Annotated in this window: 13 protein-coding genes; 10 read left to right on the top strand and 3 right to left on the bottom strand. The window is 45.3% G+C overall.

The window, feature by feature from the left end:
- Positions 1–33: 33 nt before the first annotated feature.
- From vmeK to erpA, 3 genes are all read right to left on the bottom strand, one after another.
- Positions 34–3138 carry a multidrug efflux RND transporter permease subunit VmeK gene (vmeK, locus tag VEA_RS05255; protein ID WP_012841439.1) on the bottom strand — a complete coding sequence of 1035 codons (3105 nt, stop codon included), beginning with the start codon at positions 3136–3138 and terminating at the stop codon, positions 34–36.
- A 9-nt stretch (positions 3139–3147) separates the two neighbouring features.
- Complete coding sequence (locus tag VEA_RS05250; RefSeq protein ID WP_012841438.1) at positions 3148–4266, bottom strand: efflux RND transporter periplasmic adaptor subunit; 1119 nt, start codon at positions 4264–4266, stop codon at positions 3148–3150.
- Positions 4267–4371: 105 nt separating this feature from the next.
- Positions 4372–4713 carry an iron-sulfur cluster insertion protein ErpA gene (gene erpA / locus VEA_RS05245; protein ID WP_005380031.1) on the bottom strand — a complete coding sequence of 114 codons (342 nt, stop codon included), beginning with the start codon at positions 4711–4713 and terminating at the stop codon, positions 4372–4374.
- A 246-nt stretch (positions 4714–4959) separates the two neighbouring features.
- On the opposite strand from erpA, the gene hemL reads away from it, so the two are divergent.
- The 10 genes from hemL (at position 4960) to VEA_RS05195 (ending at position 20879) form a co-directional block, all read left to right on the top strand.
- Complete coding sequence (gene hemL, locus VEA_RS05240) at positions 4960–6255, top strand: glutamate-1-semialdehyde 2,1-aminomutase (protein WP_012841437.1); 1296 nt, start codon at positions 4960–4962, stop codon at positions 6253–6255.
- A gap of 346 nt (positions 6256–6601) precedes the next feature.
- Complete coding sequence (locus VEA_RS05235; RefSeq protein ID WP_006743285.1) at positions 6602–7687, top strand: AI-2E family transporter; 1086 nt, start codon at positions 6602–6604, stop codon at positions 7685–7687.
- A gap of 76 nt (positions 7688–7763) precedes the next feature.
- Entirely contained in the window at positions 7764–8789 is a 1026-nt protein-coding gene (gene rsmC / locus VEA_RS05230; protein WP_006743286.1) for a 16S rRNA (guanine(1207)-N(2))-methyltransferase RsmC, read from the top strand.
- Positions 8790–9015: 226 nt separating this feature from the next.
- On the top strand, positions 9016–12402 hold the full coding sequence (locus VEA_RS05225; protein ID WP_006743287.1) for a hybrid sensor histidine kinase/response regulator: 3387 nt from the start codon (positions 9016–9018) through the stop codon (positions 12400–12402).
- 777 nt (positions 12403–13179) lie between these two features.
- Positions 13180–14862 carry an ABC transporter substrate-binding protein gene (locus VEA_RS05220; RefSeq protein ID WP_005394703.1) on the top strand — a complete coding sequence of 561 codons (1683 nt, stop codon included), beginning with the start codon at positions 13180–13182 and terminating at the stop codon, positions 14860–14862.
- 170 nt (positions 14863–15032) lie between these two features.
- The gene (locus VEA_RS05215) at positions 15033–16019 is read left to right on the top strand and encodes an ABC transporter permease (protein WP_005394705.1); all 987 of its coding nucleotides are present in this window, start codon (positions 15033–15035) and stop codon (positions 16017–16019) included.
- Positions 16020–16021: 2 nt separating this feature from the next.
- The gene (locus VEA_RS05210) at positions 16022–17047 is read left to right on the top strand and encodes an ABC transporter permease (protein WP_005394707.1); all 1026 of its coding nucleotides are present in this window, start codon (positions 16022–16024) and stop codon (positions 17045–17047) included.
- A gap of 2 nt (positions 17048–17049) precedes the next feature.
- Positions 17050–18033, top strand: a complete 984-nt coding sequence (locus VEA_RS05205; protein WP_005394709.1) for an ABC transporter ATP-binding protein — start codon at positions 17050–17052, stop codon at positions 18031–18033.
- 48 nt (positions 18034–18081) lie between these two features.
- Positions 18082–19077, top strand: a complete 996-nt coding sequence (locus tag VEA_RS05200) for an ABC transporter ATP-binding protein (protein ID WP_005394711.1) — start codon at positions 18082–18084, stop codon at positions 19075–19077.
- Between the two features lie 62 nt (positions 19078–19139).
- Entirely contained in the window at positions 19140–20879 is a 1740-nt protein-coding gene (locus VEA_RS05195; RefSeq protein WP_012841435.1) for a glycoside hydrolase family 9 protein, read from the top strand.
- Position 20880: the final 1 nt, after the last annotated feature.

Below are 20880 nucleotides of genomic sequence, written 5' to 3'. Positions count from 1 at the left end.
CTTTTTGTTTCTTTAATATCATCACGATGAAGCTTACTTTTCGGAGTGATGCTCTCTCCCGAGCATGAGCAAGCATGGTGTCAGAACCAGCGTTAACAAAGTCGCAAACGCCAACCCACCCGCGACAGCCGTCGCAAGTTGAGACCACCATTGAGTGCTTGGCGCGCCAAATTCCACTTTTTGGTTAACTAAGTCGATGTTCATTTCTAGCACCATTGGTAATAAGCCTAGTATGGTGGTCACCGTCGTGAGTAAAACGGGCCTTAAACGCTGCACACCTGTGCGCAAGATCGCCTCAGATTTCTCTAAGCCACGTTTACGCATCTGATTATAAGTATCGATTAATACGATGTTGTTATTCACAACAATACCTGCAAGCGCAATCACCCCTATTCCCGACATGATGATGCCAAATGGCTTTTGGAAAATAAGCAATCCAGCAAAGACCCCAACGGTAGAAAACAACACAGCACTGAGGATTAAGAAAGCTTGATAAAAGCTATTAAACTGCGTAATTAAAATCAGAGCCATCACACCAAGCGCGACAATAAAAGCATTTTGCAAGAATGCTGATGAGTTTTCCTGCTCTTCATTTTGACCCCGAATCTTATATTCAATGCCTTCCGGTAAGTCGAGCTGTTCCATTCCAGCGGCAATCTTCGGTAGCTCAAGAGCCAAATTGTAACCTTCCACCATATCCGCTTTAATATTGATAACTCGATGACCGTCGACCCGACGAATGGTGTCTTGCTTATGATCTGGTTTGATTTGAGCAAAATTCGTAATCGGTACCAGACCAGCTGCCGTTTTCACTCTCAGTTGGTCAAATCGACCAATATCGCGCTTATCTTGTGGATAGCGTACCAAAATATCGACTTCTTCATCCGCATCATCGGGCAAATAATCGCCTATTTTCAAACCGTTTGTAACAAACTGAACAGTATTCCCGACTAAGGTCGCATCCGCTGCAAAGCGAGAGGCGTCATCTCGCTGGATATCAATTTGCCAATCAATCCCTTCCTTATTAGTGGTATCACTCAAATTGGTCAGTGCAGGATTACCATCAGCCCAGTGTCGGACTTTTTTGGCCGCTTCATCTAACGCACTAACACTCAAGTTTCGCGATGAAACTTCAATCACGAGATCATGCTCAACAGGCGGTCCTGCGTCCGGGAATTTATACTCAAGTTCAACACCATAAAAGCGATCTGTGGTCTCTTTTAGCTCTTCAATAATGGTTTTCACTTTGCGTCGATACTGCCAATCCACAGGTGTTATCTGAATCTGTCCGATTTCATCCCCATTATCACTGGAGCCTGTACGCGTATAGACACTTTCAAACTCGTCATGACCGAGCATCACCTTCTCTATTTCGCGCATAACAACATCTTTTTCGTGAATAGACAGGTCACCATAAGAGCGAACTTTAACGGTAAAAAAGGCGGGGTCCACTTCAGGGAAAAACTCGGCGCCCAAGCCGGCTTTGTTGTAGGTAAAACCGACACCTGCCGCTAGCAGTATCGCGCTGAATAAGACTTTCCATGGATGACGAATCGCTACCGACAGAGTCTGGTAATAAAGCTTGGTAATGCCTGTCGCTTTTTCAAAATTGCCGTTATGCAGCTCAACCATTTCTCGCTGAGCTTTCTGATTGACTACTTGAGGCTTGCCAATGATCCCACCGATGACAGGAACGAACAGTAAAGCCATCATCAGCGAAGCGGCCAAGGTAGCAATTAAAGTAAGTGGTAAGTACTTCATGAACTCACCTGTGATGTCTGGCCAGAAAAGTAACGGAGCAAACGCAGCCAATGTGGTTGCAGTGGATGCGGTAATTGGCCATGCCATCCGCTTTGCTGCATCTCGATAGGCTTCTTTACGTGGCGTACCTTCTTGCATGCGCCTGTCAGCAAACTCTGTCACCACAATGGCACCATCCACCAACATGCCCACCGCCATAATTAAGGCAAACAGTACGACGATATTGACCGTCAACCCAAATACCGATAACACCAACAACCCAGTCAAGAACGATCCCGGAATAGAAATACCTACGAGAAGCGCGGTCCTAACCCCCAATATAGCAATAATGACGATCACGACGAGGATAATTGCGGATAAGATATTGTTTTGTAGATCACTGAGCATCAATTTGACATCGTCGGATTGATCCCAAGTGTATTTGACTTGCAAATTGTCGGGCCACTCGGCTCGCTGTTGTCCCTGAGCCAGTACTTCTTTTACCAGCTCGACCGTTTCAATGATGTTTTCCCCTGCCCGTTTTTTTACGTCCAAAACGATGGCAGATTCACCATCTAAACGAGCAAAACTTTCAGGGTCGCGAAATGCACGTCGTACTGTCGCCACATCGCCAAAGGTGATCACCTCTTTGCCATTCACTTTGATTGGCAGTTCAAGCACATCTTTCAGTGAATCAAACACCGATGGGACTTTTACCGAAAAGCGTCCATACCCAGTATCGACAAATCCCGCTGCAACCACTCGGTTATTCAAGGCGATTAAATTATAAATATCCGCTTGATCGAGACCGTAGCTTTCCATCAATAGCGGATCGACAACTATTTCCACGATGTCTTCGCGATCCCCTGCGATTTCAACCTCAAGAACCTGACGGAAACTCTCCAAACGATCACGTAGCGTTCTGGCAATCTGTACAATGGTCCGCTCTGGTACGGTGCCATATAGAACAACAGTCAAAACAGGCTCTTCAGATGCAAACGTGACTTCATTTACCGTTGGCTCATCACTGTCCTCTGGTAATTTTGGCTTCGCAAGGTCAACGGCGTCTCGGACATCTGCCATCGCTTTATCAAGATCCACTCCAACACTAAATTCCAGCGTCACCGAAGCATGACCTTCTGATGCCACAGAGGTCATCTCTTTTACGCCTTCAATAGAGCGCAACTCTTGCTCTATTGGGCGAACTAATAAACGCTCGGCATCGACGGGAGAAATGCCTTGATGCCCAACAGAAACGTAGATAATAGGAATGGTAATATCAGGGCTCGATTCCTTGGGGATTGTGACGTAAGTAATGACACCGGCAATTAAGATCATCACCAATAATGTCAGCATGGTGCGAGCGCGGAATAACGCAGCATCAATCAGAGTGTACATAAGTGCTCCTTACTGCTCACTAGCCGCTTCAACAACTACGTCATCAACTTTGTTGGCCAGTACTTGATCGCCATCGCGAACAAACCCTTGCCCCAGCACGATAATATCGGCTCGCTCTCCTAACCCAGAGAGCCAAACGCCATCATCCTCGGCCTTAACAAGCTGAATCGGAACAAATTCCACATGCTCATTACGCAGTGTTTTAACACCTAAATTACCTTCTTCATCGAGTGCTAGCATTGCAGCCGTAATCTTTACCGCTAACACTTTACTCAACGGCAACTGTACTTCAGCGCTCATACCGGCCGGAATTCTTGCGTCTTGATTATCAATTTCGATTTCAATTGGAAATGTATTAGTAGAAGCAGAAGAAACACGTCCAATGTAGCGCACATGACCTTGATGATGCTGTTGGTTAATGGTTCTTACGTCGGCTTCTAGGCCTTCCTTAAGGTATTGTATATGCCGTTCACTGACATCAGCTTCAATCACTAAAGTATCCAAATCAATGACCGTCGCAATAGGATCGCCAATCCCGACAAAATCACCTAACTCAACAAAGTGGTGATCTACAATGCCATCGAATGGCGCTTTCACCTCAGTATTTCTTAAAGCCGTTTGCACGTTACTCAAATTCGCACGTGCATCCACCAATGCCGCTTGTGCTGTCGCAAACGCAACTTCGCCCTGTAGTCCGCGACTTTTTAGCGATTTAGCTGCATTAAACTCTTTCTCTTTAACCAACAGCATCGCCTGAGCCCGCTTGAGCTGAATACCAAGATCGCGCTTGTCGATGCTTGCAATCACTTGCCCCTGCTTGACTGTTTGACCTTTTTCTATACTGAGGCTGACTATTTTACCGGCGACTTCAGCGCCAAGGCGCGCTTGACGATTGGGTGCAGTCCGCCCATACAGTTCGATGGTTTTACTTGTGGGTTCAGCAATAAAGGTGTCGAACATCACCTTTGCAAGTGGCGTGGTGTTCGTTGAAGAGGATGAAGAATTGAGATTATCATCTTGTGCTTTCAGTTGACCGATTGCCAACCATGCAACAAGAAGCAATATGAGGATAAGAGATACTAGCCACGGGCGCTCGACAATGCGACGTCCGAAAGACGATCCAGACATATAAAGTCCTTTTTATTATTTCTCTGCATATTCTGCGAGAGCGACTTTACGTGACATCCTTCTACGTAAAGTTCAGGCAGCCACTGGCTGCCTGATTGGTGTTAATTACACACTGAACGATGCACCACAACCACATGTTGTCGTTGCATTTGGGTTGTTTACAAAGAAGCGCGCTCCTTCTAACCCTTCTGTGTAGTCAACAATGCCGCCAACGAGATATTGCAGACTCATAGGGTCTACAACCAGTGTTACACCACTGTTTACGATTGTCGTATCGCCTTCGTTTACATTTTCATCAAAAGTAAAGCCGTATTGGAAGCCGCTACAGCCGCCACCAGTAATGTATACGCGCAGTTTCAATGCTGGGTTTTCTTCTTCAGCAATCAATGCTTTAACGCGAGATGCTGCTGCGTCAGAAAAAGATAATGGTACGTTTACTTCGCTCACGAAGACCTCTCTCACTCGTGTAATGCGTCAAGCCTGAAGCAAGACGTCAAATTTGTGCTAATTGAGACGATTATCCAATACCTGACAAACTCGTTCAAGTATTCACCGCCGATTCTTTATAACAGATGCGGATATATAAGATTACACTGCGAAACAACACATAAATTAAGCAAAACGTTTCTAACTTGATTATAGCTAGGTACAATGCGCTCCACTTGGTCCGAGCAATCAAAAGAGGATAACCCCATGACCAAATCATCAGAGCTGTATCAAAAAGCTCAGCAAACCATCCCTGGCGGTGTCAATTCACCAGTTCGTGCATTCAACGGCGTTGGCGGCTCTCCGCTATTTATCGAACGAGCAGACGGTCCACTGATTTTTGATGCCGATGGTAAAGCGTACATTGATTACGTTGGCTCTTGGGGTCCAATGATTCTTGGCCACAACCACGCGGTTATCCGCGAAGCCGTCATTGACGCAGCACAACGTGGCCTCAGCTTCGGTGCGCCAACAGAACTTGAAATCGCGATGGCAGAGTTAGTGTCTGAACTTGTTCCATCAATGGAGCAAATTCGCATGGTAAGTTCTGGTACAGAAGCGACTATGAGCGCGATTCGCCTTGCACGTGGCTTCACTGGTCGCGACAAGATCATGAAGTTTGAAGGTTGTTACCATGGTCACGCAGACAGCTTGCTAGTCAAAGCGGGCTCTGGTGCACTGACCCTTGGTCAACCTAGCTCTCCTGGCGTTCCTGCAGATTTTGCTAAGCACACGCTAACAGCAACATTCAACGACCTAGATTCTGTACGCGAGCTATTCGCTGCTAACAAAGGCGAAATCGCTTGTATCATCGTTGAGCCAGTTGCAGGCAACATGAACTGTATTCCACCAGTGGAAGGCTTCCACGAAGGTCTACGTGAAATCTGTGATCAAGAAGGCGCGCTACTAATTTTTGATGAAGTTATGACAGGCTTCCGTGTGGCACTTGGTGGCGCACAAGCGCACTACAACATCAAGCCAGACCTAACGACACTGGGTAAAGTGATCGGTGGTGGTATGCCAGTGGGTGCTTTCGGTGGTCGTAAAGAAGTAATGCAATACGTTGCGCCAACGGGTCCGGTTTACCAAGCGGGTACGCTTTCTGGCAACCCTGTCGCAATGGCTGCAGGCTATGCATGTTTGAACCTTCTTAAAGAAGAAGGCAACGAAAAACGCCTAGCTTCAAAAACCAAACAACTAGCAGATGGCTTTAAGTCTCTAGCAGAGAAACACGGTATTCCTCTGGTTGTGAACCAAGTGGGCGGCATGTTCGGCTTCTTCTTCACTGACCAAGAAAAAGTGACTTGCTACGAAGACGTAACGAAGTGCGATGTGGAACGCTTCAAGCGCTTCTTCCACTTAATGCTCAAACACGGTGTCTACCTAGCGCCTTCAGCGTTCGAAGCGAGCTTTACTTCCCTTGCTCACGGTTCAAAAGAAATCGATGCCACGCTAGAAGCGGCTGACCGCTGTTTTGCAACTCTTGCAGAAGAAGCAAAATAATCGCTTAAAAGCTGCGATAACTAATTTAAAAAAGGACCATCACGGTCCTTTTTTATTGCCAATTCAATATAACCAATACTGCTAAAACACCAATAACAATGCCAAACCACGGTATTCGTTTGGCTTTTTTCTCGGTTTGACACTTTTTATCACCGTTGCAACAACCCATAGTTCATCTCTTGATTGATAACCGACTGATTTGTGGTCATTATAACAAGGTATATTGCTCTGCTCTAATTCGGCATTGTCATAAGCTTGAAAGAGTTAAGAGTGCAAAGTAATAAAGGTTCAACGCCATCTTTGAAGGCGCAAACCGTAAACGTCACCTGTAAGTTGGACTAATCTCATGCCAAATAATGTAAAAATAACGTCGAGTCACCGAGTGCTAATGGTCGCTTTACTCGCCGCTGCTTTTGCTTGCTACTTATTGGTTGAGCCATACATCAATTCCATTGTGATGGCTTTTATCATTTCTTTGCTCATGTTTCCGGTACACGAATGGTTTGAGCGAAAAATTCCCAAGCACCCCAATATGGCCGCACTGCTGTCATGTGTCGTCTTGACGTTTATTATCGTTATACCACTGCTATTTGTGTTTGCAGCCATTGTTCAACAAGGCTCTGTTTTTTCACAAAATACGTACAACTGGGTCACTAATGGCGGCATCCAAGATATATTTCAACACCCTTTTGTTATCAAAGGTTTAGCTATAGTTAATGAGTACTTACCTTTCGATAAAATCGAGCCCAAAGCCATTGCTGAGAAAATTGGTCAATTTGCTACATCGTTTGGCTCTAACTTAGTTGCTATCAGTGCCAAAATTTTAGGAGACGCCACCAACTTCCTAATGAATTTTTTCCTGATGCTGTTTGTGCTGTTTTTTCTACTTCGTGATCACGACAAAATTATCTCTGCGATTCGTCATATTCTGCCACTCTCACGTAGCCAGGAAGACCGTATATTGACAGAGATAGAGCAGGTTTCTAAATCAGCCGTGATGGGCTCATTCCTAACGGCTATTGCTCAGGGTCTGGCTGGCGGTATCGGTATGTGGCTCGCTGGCTTCCCTGGGTTATTTTGGGGAACGATGATGGGCTTTGCATCATTCATTCCAGTGGTCGGAACCGCACTAATCTGGATTCCTGCAGCGGCGTACTTGTTCTTAACAGGCGATATGACTTGGGCTATCTTCTTGACGGTGTGGAGTGTGGTCGTCGTTGGTTCTATTGATAACCTATTGCGTCCGCTGCTAATGCAAGGCAGCGCAGGCATGAATACCCTAATGATTTTCTTCTCGTTACTGGGTGGTCTGCATCTATTCGGATTGATCGGCCTGATTTACGGTCCACTTATTTTTGCCGTGACAATGGTACTGTTTAATATCTACGAAGAAGAATTCAAAGACTTCCTCAACCAGCAAGACAACAGCTAGTCACAGCTTAATCACTTCAAGCTTGGGGCAGATTGTGCGAAAATCTGCCCCAAATTATTTCTGATGAACCCAATTTATGTCTGCTTATATCGCTCCTAGCCAAATAGCTCAGCGTCAGCTCGAGTACTTCAACGGAAAACATGTTTTAGTTGCAGGTGAAGTCGAAGATCTCTTTACACTTGAACTGACCAAACACTGTGAATCTGTAGAAGTCTTCACATCAAACTACAGCTTCTACCGTCAAATTCGCACTCATAACAAGGTTAAAAGCCATTTTGGTTCTGAGTTTAATACTGAGACACAAGCAGACATGGTGCTTTTGTACTGGCCTAAAGCCAAAGCCGAAGCCGAATACCTTCTGGCGATGTTGATGGCGAAACTAGGTGTGAACACTGAAATTGTAGTGGTTGGCGAAAACCGCTCAGGTGTTAAAAGCATCGAGAAGATGTTCAAAGAGTATGGCCCGGTCAATAAATACGATTCCGCTCGTCGCTGTTCATTTTACTGGGGCACTTGCCTCAATGAACCAAAGCCGTTCAATCAAGCAGACTGGTTTAAAACCTATACGGTCACACTTGGTGAGCAATCACTGACTGTTAAGAGTTTGCCTGGAGTATTCAGTCATGGCGAATTCGATTTAGGTAGCCGCCTATTACTCGAAACCCTACCTACTCTATCAGGTAAAGTCCTCGACTTTGGATGTGGTGCTGGGGTATTAGGTGCTTTCATGGCAAAAGCCAATCCAGAAATTGCGATTGAGATGTGTGACATTAACGCGTATGCCATCACATCGAGTCAAGCCACACTAAAAGCCAATGGATTAACCGGCCATGTATTCGCCTCTGATATTTACTCAGACACTGCCGACGATTATCGTTTTATCATTAGTAACCCACCTTTCCACAGTGGTTTAGATACGAACTACAACGCAGCAGAAACACTATTGGGTCAGGCTCCAAAGTATCTAGATAGCCATGGTGAAATGATCATTGTCGCGAATAGCTTCTTAAAATATCCACCAATTATTGAGCGAGCGTTTAATAATTGCGAGACGCTAAATAAGACCAATAAGTTTTCTATCTACTACGCGAAAAAGTCATAATCTTCCCTCGCGCAGGTACAAACCTGCGCGATTTTTTCTCAAAAACTCAATACTCATAAGAAAAACTGCGTCACCCTGCACGCTTTACAACTAACTTTCTTGTCAAAGAAAAAAAACTCGTTAATTTTGTTAATTCTATCTAGTTGAACTTCTTATCCGTTTTTAACGAGAACCTCGGCAGCGAAGTACATTTTAGAACTGCCCTTTATGAGTTGTAACCTTATCCATGTTTAAATTCTACAAAAAACAGAAATTTAAGCGCCTTCAGAGTACACTGATGACCGCATTTCTGGTGCTCAGTATCACACCTCTTACTATTACTGCGATCTTTTTCCTACAGTCCCACAGTAAAGATCTGCAAGAGCAAAGCACCTCACACTTGTTGTCTGTTAGAGATACAAAACAACAGCAAATTATCGACTACTTTGAGGCGCGGGAAACTGAAGTCATGGGCTTTGTGCGCTCTGAACTGGCTTACGCCAGTGGTGGTCGATTCTACGGTCTCGTCAATGCTTTTAGTCGTTTAGGCAATGACATTGAAGAATCTCGTAAAAATGCCCAACAGCGCTACATTGAAGGCAGCGGAGATCAAATCAAAACGTCAACGTTACCCGAGTCTTCCAACTATGTCGGAAGTGAACGTTACCGACTCTTACATAAACGTTACCACTGGGCCTACTTGGAGCTCCTCAAGCGCTCTGATTTTAATGATATTTTGCTGGTCGATATCAACGGTAATGTCACCTACTCGATCAACAAAGACGATAACTACGGAACAAACTTATTATCAGGCCCCTACAAAGACTCAGCACTTGGCAAAACCTTCAAGCGTCTAGCTGATGACGTCACTGAACGCCGTAAGGTGAATGAAGACTACACCCCTGTGATTGTGTCTGATTTCGAACTGGAAGGTGGTAAACAAGTCGCTTGGTTAGGTGCTCCAATTGTTCAGCAAGGCTACCTACACAGCTATGCTATGTTCCGCTTACCAAATAATGGCATCACGAAGTTAGCCGCAGACGCCAACCGAGAGTCATCCATTAACACCTTACTGGTTGGAAATGATCACCAACCTCGCACAATTAACACCAAGCAAGATGACATTAAGAACAGCTTAGAAGTGATCGATAAAGCACTCTCTGGTGCATTTGGCGTCGGCACTTACACGAACGGTTTAGGTGAAGAGATCATCGCTGCTTATGCACCGATTGAAACGCGTGGTGTTATTTGGGCACTCGTCGTGCAATTACCAGAAAACGAAGCTTTCGCTCGTATTCATCAACTAGAAAAACTGTTTGTTATCGCCATGCTGATCGCCATCATTCTAGTGGTAATCGCTTCCCATTATTTATCAAACTTTATTACTTCTCCGTTGCTGAAGTTAACTTGGGCTGCCGAAAAAGTGTCTGCCGGAGATCTTGATGACACTACCTTTAATACGGTTCGCAAAGATGAAATTGGCCGTCTTGCGCTGAGTTTTGAACGAATGCAACGCTCTATTCGAGAGAAAATTCAAACCATTAAGAAGCAAAATGAAGAGCTCGAGAGCAACATCCAGATCATTCAAAAACAAAATGATGAATTGCAATTGGCCGACAAACTTAAAGATGAGTTCTTAGCCACCACTTCTCATGAACTTCGCACACCATTGCACGGCATGGTCGGAATCGCTGAGACTTTAGCGTCCGGCGCTAACGGTGCTATTCCTGCTAGCCAAAAATATCAGCTTGATATCATCATTAAAAGTGGGCAACGTCTCGCAAACCTTGTTGATGACTTATTGGATTATCATAAAATGCGTTACGGAAGCATGGATATCCAGAAGTCAGCGGTGAGTTTAGCCAGTGCAACGCGACTGGTACTAGAGCTTTCCAGCCATTTACTCGGAAATAAAACCATCCGTATCATCAACCAAGTACCAGCGGATTTGAAAGTGGTGTCTGCCGATCCTCAACGCCTTGAACAAGTGTTATATAACCTGATCGGTAATGCGATTAAGTACACCTCAGAAGGTAAAATCGTTATCTCCGCCAATGTGGTTGATGATCATGTTCGTGTGCAAGTTGTGGATACTGGGCAAGGTATTCCCGCAGAACATCTTGAACATATTTTCGAACCACTTATCCAAGCAGGACAAGACGCAAGTCGCTATCGTCAAGGTGCGGGGCTCGGGCTTTCGATTAGCCGTCAATTGATTGAGTTGATGGGTGGCTCGTTATACGTCAGCAGCCAGCCTATGGTCGGCACCACCTTCAGTTTCACGTTACCACTTGCCAGTGAAGAAGAGATCCAAACAACTCAAACCCTTGCAGCGCACGGACACTTCCAGATTCCTGAAATCGATGTAGAGAACAATGAAGACTTATCACTGCCAGAGAATCCAGACGGCCCGTTACTGTATGTCGCTGACGATGAGCCAGTAAACCTGCGTGTGCTTGAGAGTTTCTTACGTTTAGAGGGCTATCGCATACGTACCGTCTCTGATGGACCAGAAACATTAGCACTCGTTGAGCAGGAAAAACCGGAACTCCTGTTATTGGATATCATGATGCCAGGCATGAGCGGCTATCAAGTCTGCAGTGAATTACGTGAAACTTATGACCATGCCGAGCTACCTATCATTATGCTAACCGCGCTTAGTCAAACAGAAGATCGTGTACGAGGCTTTGAAGCAGGAGCCAACGACTATTTGTCTAAGCCATTCAATAAACAAGAGCTAGCTGCGCGCATCCAAGCGCACTTAACGGCAAGCCAAGCTGAAATGCGCCACATGGAGAATAAGATACTTGAATCTGAACTTCGCCAACGAGCGGCTGTAGAGGCAAGCTTATTAGAAACTCAAGGGCGATTGTTGGAACAACTGGAATCGGCTCCTGAAGCGATTATCTGTTTGCGTGAAGATAAACGTATCCGGTTTGCTAATGAAGCTGCTTGCAAGCTATTCAAGCGTAACTTAGAACAATTAAAACGTTCATCTGCCGATGAGTTGATTGCACCTAAGTATCTGACCGTCAAACAACCTCATTACTGTGGCAAGATTGATATCTATATTGAAGATATTCGTCAAAACATCGAAGCAGACATTCTTAAACTACCTGAAGGCTCAGGCTTAGATGTCATGTATATCTTTAATGTTGGCGGAGGAGCCAATGCCGCTCGCATACACAACCTAGAAACCGCAGTAGAGGTGCTTTCAAGTTATGCTTTTGATGGCGATAAAGACCAGCTGCAGAAGCTGAAAGAACTCGGTGGAGAGTTTACACGCCTTGCAGACAAAGCGCTTGGTAACAAAAAAGACAAACAAGAGCTAATGCGAGAAATTCTGGTCGACGCAATGACACATGCCTTAGAGTATTGGGAGTCAGTTACTGGTGAAAGTAAATTCGCATTTGCCGAACAAAGTGGCTTATGGCGCGTTTATCTTGACCGTAGCACTCTGCAAACACGCACTTTGGATAAATACATGCGTATAGAAACGCTGCCAAAAACGCCACGTTGGAGAACGGTATTGAGCTCGATAGAATTCATCCTTGAACACTGTAAAGAACAGAGTCCTGAGCGTGCGTACATCGAAGCTCAACGAGATAAACTACAGCGACTGTTGACCAGCTAATACCTATCAAAAAACTAGCCCAGCGCATACGCTGGGCTTTTTATTATCCAAGCCTTCTCTTTCTCTAAAGACGAACAAGACAGCGACTCTCTACCGTTACCACATTAAAATGCCGAATAAGCCTCTGGACGAAGTTGTCCATGGTAGGCACTCCAAACATACGCTTCTATCACTCTAACCTGCCCAAGTTAGGTTGAGTCGAGCGAATAAAACACTTCATTTTCACAATAAAAAAAGAGCAATAAATGAGAGAAAACTGTCGATAAAAGAGACTATTTTTCAGATAACAAACGGTTTTTAACCAACAATTGACAGAGATTGCGAACTCAATCACAACAGAACGGCAGATTAATTTTTAGCTAATTAATTAACACATTTTCTGCATGTGAGCGAGATCTCCGAACCAGGAAGAGAATCATAAGGCTTTTATTTTAAATAGATTATAGGTTAGCAATTACTAACACTCACTATTAATAAGGATATAAACTGCGACGCATATCAACGTTTATTTTTTGGTCTATCTCTAGTCAAATTTAGCCAAAATAACGTTTATAACGGAGAGTGACGATATTTTAACGTTTTTAACGAGAATCGAGTTTGATTATTTTATGGATAAGGTGTTTTCTTACTCCTGCCTAAGGCCTACAGGCCACTCTTGGCGAAACTCAATGTTGTAATGAGTAATGCATAAACAAGAGGTAGGTCTTGGAGAGTGTTTATCAATTGATGACATTCAATTCCATTTAGTGAAATGAAAGCAAATAGTAAGGAACAGCTATGCTTGCCAATATTAAAAAAACAGCACTAGCAACAGCAATTATTGCAACGGCTACTACAGGTTTTGCATCGGTAGCTACTGCGGCTGAACGCAGTGAACTGACTATCCACCCTAAAGAGTTTACAACTTTCGTTCGTAACTTTAACCCTTTCTTGGGTGCAACTAACCTGCACACAACAACCGACTTTATTTACGAGCCGCTCGTTGTTTTTAACGAAATGCACGGTAACACGCCAGTATTTCGTCTAGCAGAAAACTTCACCATGGCTGATGACCTAATGAGCGTGACCTTCGATATTCGTAAGGGCGTAAAATGGTCTGACGGCAAAGCGTTTACCGCTGATGACGTAGTTTATTCTTTCAACCTAGTTAAAGAGAAGCCAGAGCTAGACCAATCTGGTATCAACTCTTGGGTTACTGGCGTAGAGAAAGTTAACGACTACAAAGTTAAATTCCGTCTAAGCGAAGCAAACTCAAACGTTCCTTACGAAATTGCGAAAGTACCAGTTGTACCTAAGCACGTATGGAGCAAAGTGAAAGATCCAGCAACATTCACAAACGAAAATCCTGTAGGTAGTGGTCCATTTACCGAAATCGACACTTTTACACCGCAACTATACATTCAGTGTGAGAACCCGAATTACTGGGATGCTGATAACCTAGATGTAGACTGTCTACGAGTGCCACAAATCGCGAACAACGACCAATTCTTGGGCAAAATCGTTAACGGCGAAATGGACTGGACATCTTCATTCGTACCAGACATCGACCGCACTTACGCTGCTGCAAGTCCGAATCACCACTACTGGTACCCACCAGCGGGTACTCAAGCGTTTGTAGTGAACTTCAAAAACCCAGACGCGGCGAAAAACGAAGCACTTACTAACGTTGACTTCCGTCGTGCGTTCTCTATGGCGCTAGACCGTCAAACGATTATCGACATTGCATTCTACGGTGGCGGTACAGTAAATGACTTCGCTTCGGGTCTAGGCTACGCATTCGAAGCTTGGTCTGACGAAGAGACGCACAACAAGTACAAAGGTTACAACACATACAACGCCGAAGGTGCGAAAAAGCTTCTTGCTAAAGCAGGCTTCAAAGATGTAAACAAAGATGGCTTTGTAGATACACCATCTGGCAAGTCTTTCGAGCTTCTCATTCAATCGCCAAACGGTTGGACTGACTTTAACAACACTGTACAACTAGCTGTTGAGCAACTAGCAGAAGTAGGCATTAAAGCACGTGCTCGTACTCCAGATTTCTCGGTATACAACCAAGCAATGCTAGAAGGTACATACGACGTTGCTTACACCAACTACTTCCACGGTGCGGATCCACACTTGTACTGGGACAGCGGCTACAACTCGAAGCTACAGTCTGGTGACGGTATGCCTCGCTTTGCAATGCACTTCTACAAGAACGATAAGTTAGACGGTCTTCTTAACAGCTTCTACAAAACCGCTGATAAGCAAGAACAGCTAGAAATCGCTCATGGTATCCAGAAGATCATTGCTCAGGACCAAGTAACCATTCCTGTGCTATCTGGCGCGTACATGTATCAATACAACACAACTCGCTTCACTGGTTGGTGGAACGAAGAAAATCCTAAGGGCCGTCCAAACATTTGGGCTGGTATCCCAGAGCGTCTACTTCACGTGCTGGACCTAAAACCAGTTAAATAAGTAGAAGTTCATTTCAAGCGGCATACATCCCGTGTGCCGCCTATAAAAATCCCTTGTTAACGAAACCAATATGTGGCGCTCGTCGTCAGGGGATTTTTCGCTCTAAATTTCGCTAGGAGCGACCTGAAACCAGAAACAGGGAAAAAATCTGGGTGAGTAAGGTGTGAGTTATGGGTTATTTTTTAAGACGTTTGTCGTTCTATCTTGTCGCGCTCTTAGTTGCAGCGACGTTAAACTTTATTATTCCGCGAGCAATGCCTGGTGACCCAGTTACCATGATGTTTGCTAACGCTTCTGTACAGGTGACGCCAGAACGAATCGCAGCAATGAAAGAACTGCTCGGTTTCGTTGATGGGCCGATTTACATTCAGTACTTTTCGTACATTAAAAACATTCTAAGTTGGGAGCTAGGTACATCAATCCAGTTCTACCCTCTTTCAGTTAACTCTTTACTAGGTAGTGCATTTGGCTGGTCTCTCTTCCTAGCTGGTACTGCGGTTGTACTTTCTTTCTCAATCGCTTCTGTACTCGGTATTTTTGCCGCTTGGAAGCGTGGTAGTAAGTACGATGCATTCGTAACGCCTGGTACATTGATCATTCAAGCTATCCCACAGATGGTTATCGCAATGTTAGCGCTGTTTACCTTTGCGATTGGCCTAAAATGGTTCCCATCTGGCTATGCTTACACGCCAGGTACTATCCCTGATTGGTCAAGCTGGGAGTTCATCAAAAACGTGGGTTACCACGCAGTACTCCCGCTATTCTGTGCAACCATCGTTCAGATCGGCGGCTTCCTCGTCAATATGCGTAACAACATGATCAACCTTCTCGCCGAAGACTACATCACGATGGCGAAAGGCAAAGGGCTGAGCGAGAACCGTGTCGTCTTCAATTACGCCGCACGTAACGCGCTACTTCCAAGTGTAACCGCGCTATCTATGTCTTTGGGTATGGCCATTGGTGGTCAATTGATCATCGAGATGATTTTCAACTACCCAGGTTTAGGCACCGTGCTACTTAACGCAATTCACGCTCGTGACTACCAAGTACTTCAAGGTCAGTTAATTATCATGACGATGTTCATGCTGTGCTTCAACTTAATGGCTGACATGCTGTACATGATTCTAGACCCTCGCCTACGTACGGGAGGCAAATAATCATGAAAGAACTATTCAAACTTATTTTAGGTAACTCATTCGCTCGAATCGGTCTTGGTATTGTTACCGTATTCGTATTCGTTGCGATCGCAGCTCCTTTACTTACGAAACATGCGCCAGACAAGCGCACCGGTAATCCACACGAATACCCAAGCTTTGTCGTAAAACAAGCGCAAAATAATCCTGATGGCTGGGTAGCTAAAAATCTAGCAGATGATCGTCGTACGCTGATTATGTCGAAAAAGGCTGATCACGTTCTGGGGACTTCACGTATGGGTCGTGATATTTGGTCACAAGTGGCTTATGGTGCTCGCGTATCGCTGGGTGTCGGCTTTGGTGCTGGCATCATCGTATGTTTCCTAGCAACGGTCATTGGTATCTCGGCAGGTTACTTCGGCGGCAAAGTGGATGACATATTGAGTGCAGCGATGAACATCATGCTGGTAATCCCTCAATACCCATTGCTCTTTGTACTGGCAGCCTTTATTGGCGAAGCAGGTCCACTCACCATTGCCTTGATTATCGCTGGTACCTCTTGGGCGTGGGGCGCACGTGTTGTCCGTTCTCAAACCATGGCTCTGCGCGAGAAAGAGTTTGTGAAAGCCGCTGAAGTATTGGGCGAGTCTTCATTCCGCATCATCTTCGTTGAAATTTTACCAAACCTAATCCCGATTGTCGGTGCAAGCTTCATCGGCTCAGTAATGCTCGCTATCAATACTGAGGCTGTAATCTCGTTCTTGGGCCTGGGCGATGCCAACACCATCAGTTGGGGCATCATGCTTTACAACGTGCAAACCTCATCAGCAATGTTGATTGGCGCATGGTGGGAAGTATTAGCACCTTGTATCGCCTTAACTCTTTTGGTGACTGGTCTTGCTCTACTTAACTTTGCCGTTGATGAAATTGCTAACCCACAGCTTCGTTCTCACAAAGGCATGAAACGCTGGAAGAAACTGGCAGAGAAAGACAAGAAAGAGCGCGCGCCTGAAATGGCACCACAAAATGCACTATGGAGCGGAGATAAATAATCATGACTGCACCACTAATTTCTATCCGTAACCTATGCGTAGATTACATCACAGATGCGGGCGATGTCCGCGCCTGTAACAACGTTAGCTTTGACATTGCGCCAGGTGAAGTCTTTGGCCTGGCAGGTGAATCTGGCTGTGGTAAATCCACTGTTGCTTTCTCGCTCATGCGTCTTCATAAGCCGCCAGCATTCATCACTGGTGGTGAGGTCATCTTCAACGGAGAAGACATCATCAAGTACAGCGATGAACGTATGCAATCATTCCGCTGGAGCGAGATGTCGATGGTGTTCCAAAGTGCTATGAACGCATTAAATCCGGTGCTTACGATGGAAGAGCAGTTTTGCGATGTCATCATGCGCCACACCAACATGACACGTGAACAAGCGAAAAAGCGCGCCGAAGGATTGTTGGAAATCGTTGATATTCACCCAAGCCGCTTGAATGACTACCCACACCAATTTTCTGGTGGTATGCGCCAGCGCTTAGTCATTGCGATTGCTCTGGCTCTCAACCCAAAGATGATCATCATGGATGAGCCAACGACGGCACTCGATGTTGTGGTTCAGCGTGAGATCTTACAAAAAATCTATGCACTGAAAGAAGAGTTCGGCTTCTCGATCCTTTTCATTACCCACGACTTGTCACTCATGGTCGAGTTCTCGGATCGAATCGGCATTATGTACTCCGGTGAGTTGATTGAAGTCGCCCCTTCTAAGCAAATTCTGGAAAGTCCTTACCACCCTTACACCAAAGGTTTGGGTAGCTCTTTCCCTCCACTAACTGGTCCTAAAACCAAATTAACTGGTATTCCAGGCAACCCTTTGAACCTATTAGAGATTCCTCAAGGCTGCCGCTTCCAAGCTCGCTGCGACCGCGTCCACGAAGCTTGTACACGAGTACCAACTCAGCTGCGTCAAATTGAACCTGGTCGTTTTTCAAATTGCCACTTATACGGCGACACGATTGCTCAAGCTAAGGTTTAACAACAAAAAATAACGCTAGCTAAGAACAAAATTACACTGGAGAGAATTATGAGCAAACAACTCGGCGAACTGCTGATTGAGGGTAAACATGTCGTTAAGGACTTCCCTTTAAATAGTAACTCAATCAAGCAGTCAAAAATGCGCGCGATCAACGACGTGTCATTCAAGATGTACAAGAGCCGCGGTTTGTCAGTAGTAGGTGAATCAGGCTCTGGTAAATCTACTACCGCTAAAATGATAGCTAAAATGTACGCCCCTACAGAGGGTGTGATCGAATACAGAGGTCGTGATATCCAAGATATTACCTCTCGACATGACTTGATGACATACCGTGAAGGCGTACAAATGGTATGGCAGGACCCATTTGGCTCACTAAACCCTACACACAATATCTTTCACCACATTGCTCGCCCGTTGCTGATCCATAAAAAGATTGCACCAGGCAACAAAAAGGAACTGGAAGAGCGTGTGTATGACCTACTAGAACAAGTTGGTCTGATTCCGCCAAAAGAAACCGCGCAAAAGTTCCCGCACCAGCTATCTGGCGGTCAGCGTCAACGTGTAAACCTAGCCCGTAACATCGCTGTAGGTGCAGAAGTGGTATTGGCAGATGAGCCAACATCAATGCTGGACGTGTCAATTCGTGCTGGTGTTTTGAACTTGATGGAAGAGATGAAGTTCGAGAAACAAATGTCTCTGCTTTACATCACTCACGACATCGCAACGGCGCGCTACATTGCTGAGGATCTCGCGGTTATGTACGTAGGTCACATGGTTGAATGGGGGGATACTGAGGAAATCATTCACGATCCTCAACACCCATATACGCAACTGTTGGTATCTGCTGTGCCTGATCCATCGAAGTCTATCCACGAGAAGCTGAAAGGCAACAAAGGGGAAATCCCACTTTGGACACCGGATTCAGTCGGCTGCCCATTTGCAGGACGCTGCGTACACGCAACCGATAAATGTCGCGAACGACTACCAGGAGTCACTCAGCTTTCTGAGAACCACTTTGTTCGCTGTTACTTATTTGAAGATTAATTATAACGAGGGTCAGGTTCAGCCTGACCCATTCCTGTTTTATCGTTTCCCGGAGACATTGAATGCTGCTACTGACTAACCACATTGGTTATGAACATCTGGGCCCAAAGAAAGCCATTGTCCAGACCGAACAACCACACTTGTCTTCTTACACTGCCCAATTGATTTGTGCCACTACCGAGCAAACCGTGGCAACTTTTGCGGTTGAAGAACAGGGTAAAGTGGCGAACTGGCATCAGGGCTATTTCTACCTTATCGACTTTTCATCTTTCACAGATTCAGGCGACTATTTCCTGCAAGTGGAAGATACGCGCTCTTCCTCTTTCACCATTGGCGAACATATTCTGTTGGATCAAACTTTGTCGGATGTGATCCACTACTTCAAATCACAACGTTGTGGTGGAATTTTCGATCAACAAGATCGACAAGTTCCAGTGCTCAACGCCAACCAAACGGTTGATGTACACGGAGGCTGGTACGACGCATCTGGAGACGTTAGCAAGTATTTAAGTCATCTTTCATACGCTAATTATTTGAACCCTCAACAAACTCCAATGGTGGTTTGGAACATCCTAAAAGGGCTTTCATTGCTTGAAGGAAGCGAAGACATTGCAGCCTTCACACGTACACGTCTTATTGAAGAAGCCCTGTTCGGTGCAGACTTCCTTGTTCGTATGCAAAACGAAAAAGGCTTCTTCTACATGACGGTCTTTGATAAGTGGAGCAAAGATACTGCGCAACGAGAAATTTGTGCCTACGAAACGCAACTTGGTCACAAATTTGACGACTACCAAGCAGGCTTTCGACAAGGTGGCGGTGTCGCCATCGCAGCGCTGGCCGCGGCGTCGCGTTTAGGTATTCACGGCGAATACGATCAACAAAAGTACCGCAATGCTGCTGAAAATGGTTACTGGCACTTAAAAGAGCACAATACGCAGTACCTCAATGATGGTGAAGAAAACATTATCGACGAATATTGTGCGCTACTAGCCAGTGTAGAACTGTTTACAGCCACCAAAGAAACTCGCTACTTGGAAGAGAGCCGTTTGTGGGCACAACGCTTAATTGCCCGCCAAATGAGCGATGAGCAGATTCAACACTTTTGGTCAGCAAACCAAGACGGCAGTCGTCCATACTTTCACGCAGCTGAAGCTGGCCTACCTGTTATTGCCTTGTGCGAATATCTAGCAATTGAAGACGACTCCGTACAGACAGAATCGGTAAAACGCATCGTTAACCGAGCGTGTGAGTTTGAGATCAATATATCGAATAAAGTGACCAACCCATTCGGTTACCCTCGCCAGTATGTTAAAGGCGTAAATGAGTCAAAACGCGATGCATTTTTTGTCGCACACAACAATGAATCCGGCTATTGGTGGCAAGGCGAGAATGCTCGATTGGGCTCACTCGCGACCATGGCGTATCTCGCTCAACCGCATATAGCGTCGCAAGAAATACAGCAACAACTTTCCGTGTTTGCTCAAGATGCATTGAACTGGATTGTAGGCTTAAACCCATACGACATGTGCATGCTTGATGGCCACGGTCGTAACAACCCTGATTACCTTCCTCAATATGGTTTCTTCAACGCTAAAGGCGGTGTGTGTAACGGAATCACTGGCGGCTTTGAAGACGAGGAAGACATCGCATTTAACCCACCAGCACAAAAAGACGACATGTTACAAAACTGGCGCTGGGGCGAACAATGGATCCCACATGGCGCTTGGTACTTACTCGCGATAATGAGTCAAGCTCAGCATATTTCTCAGTTGGCAACCTCTAAAAATATTAAGGAACAATAAT

This window comes from Vibrio antiquarius (genome assembly GCF_000024825.1).
In the GTDB taxonomy this organism is placed as follows: domain Bacteria; phylum Pseudomonadota; class Gammaproteobacteria; order Enterobacterales; family Vibrionaceae; genus Vibrio; species Vibrio diabolicus.
The sequence above is the reverse complement of the archived record's forward strand: the minus strand, read 5'-3'. Positions and strand labels throughout refer to the sequence as shown.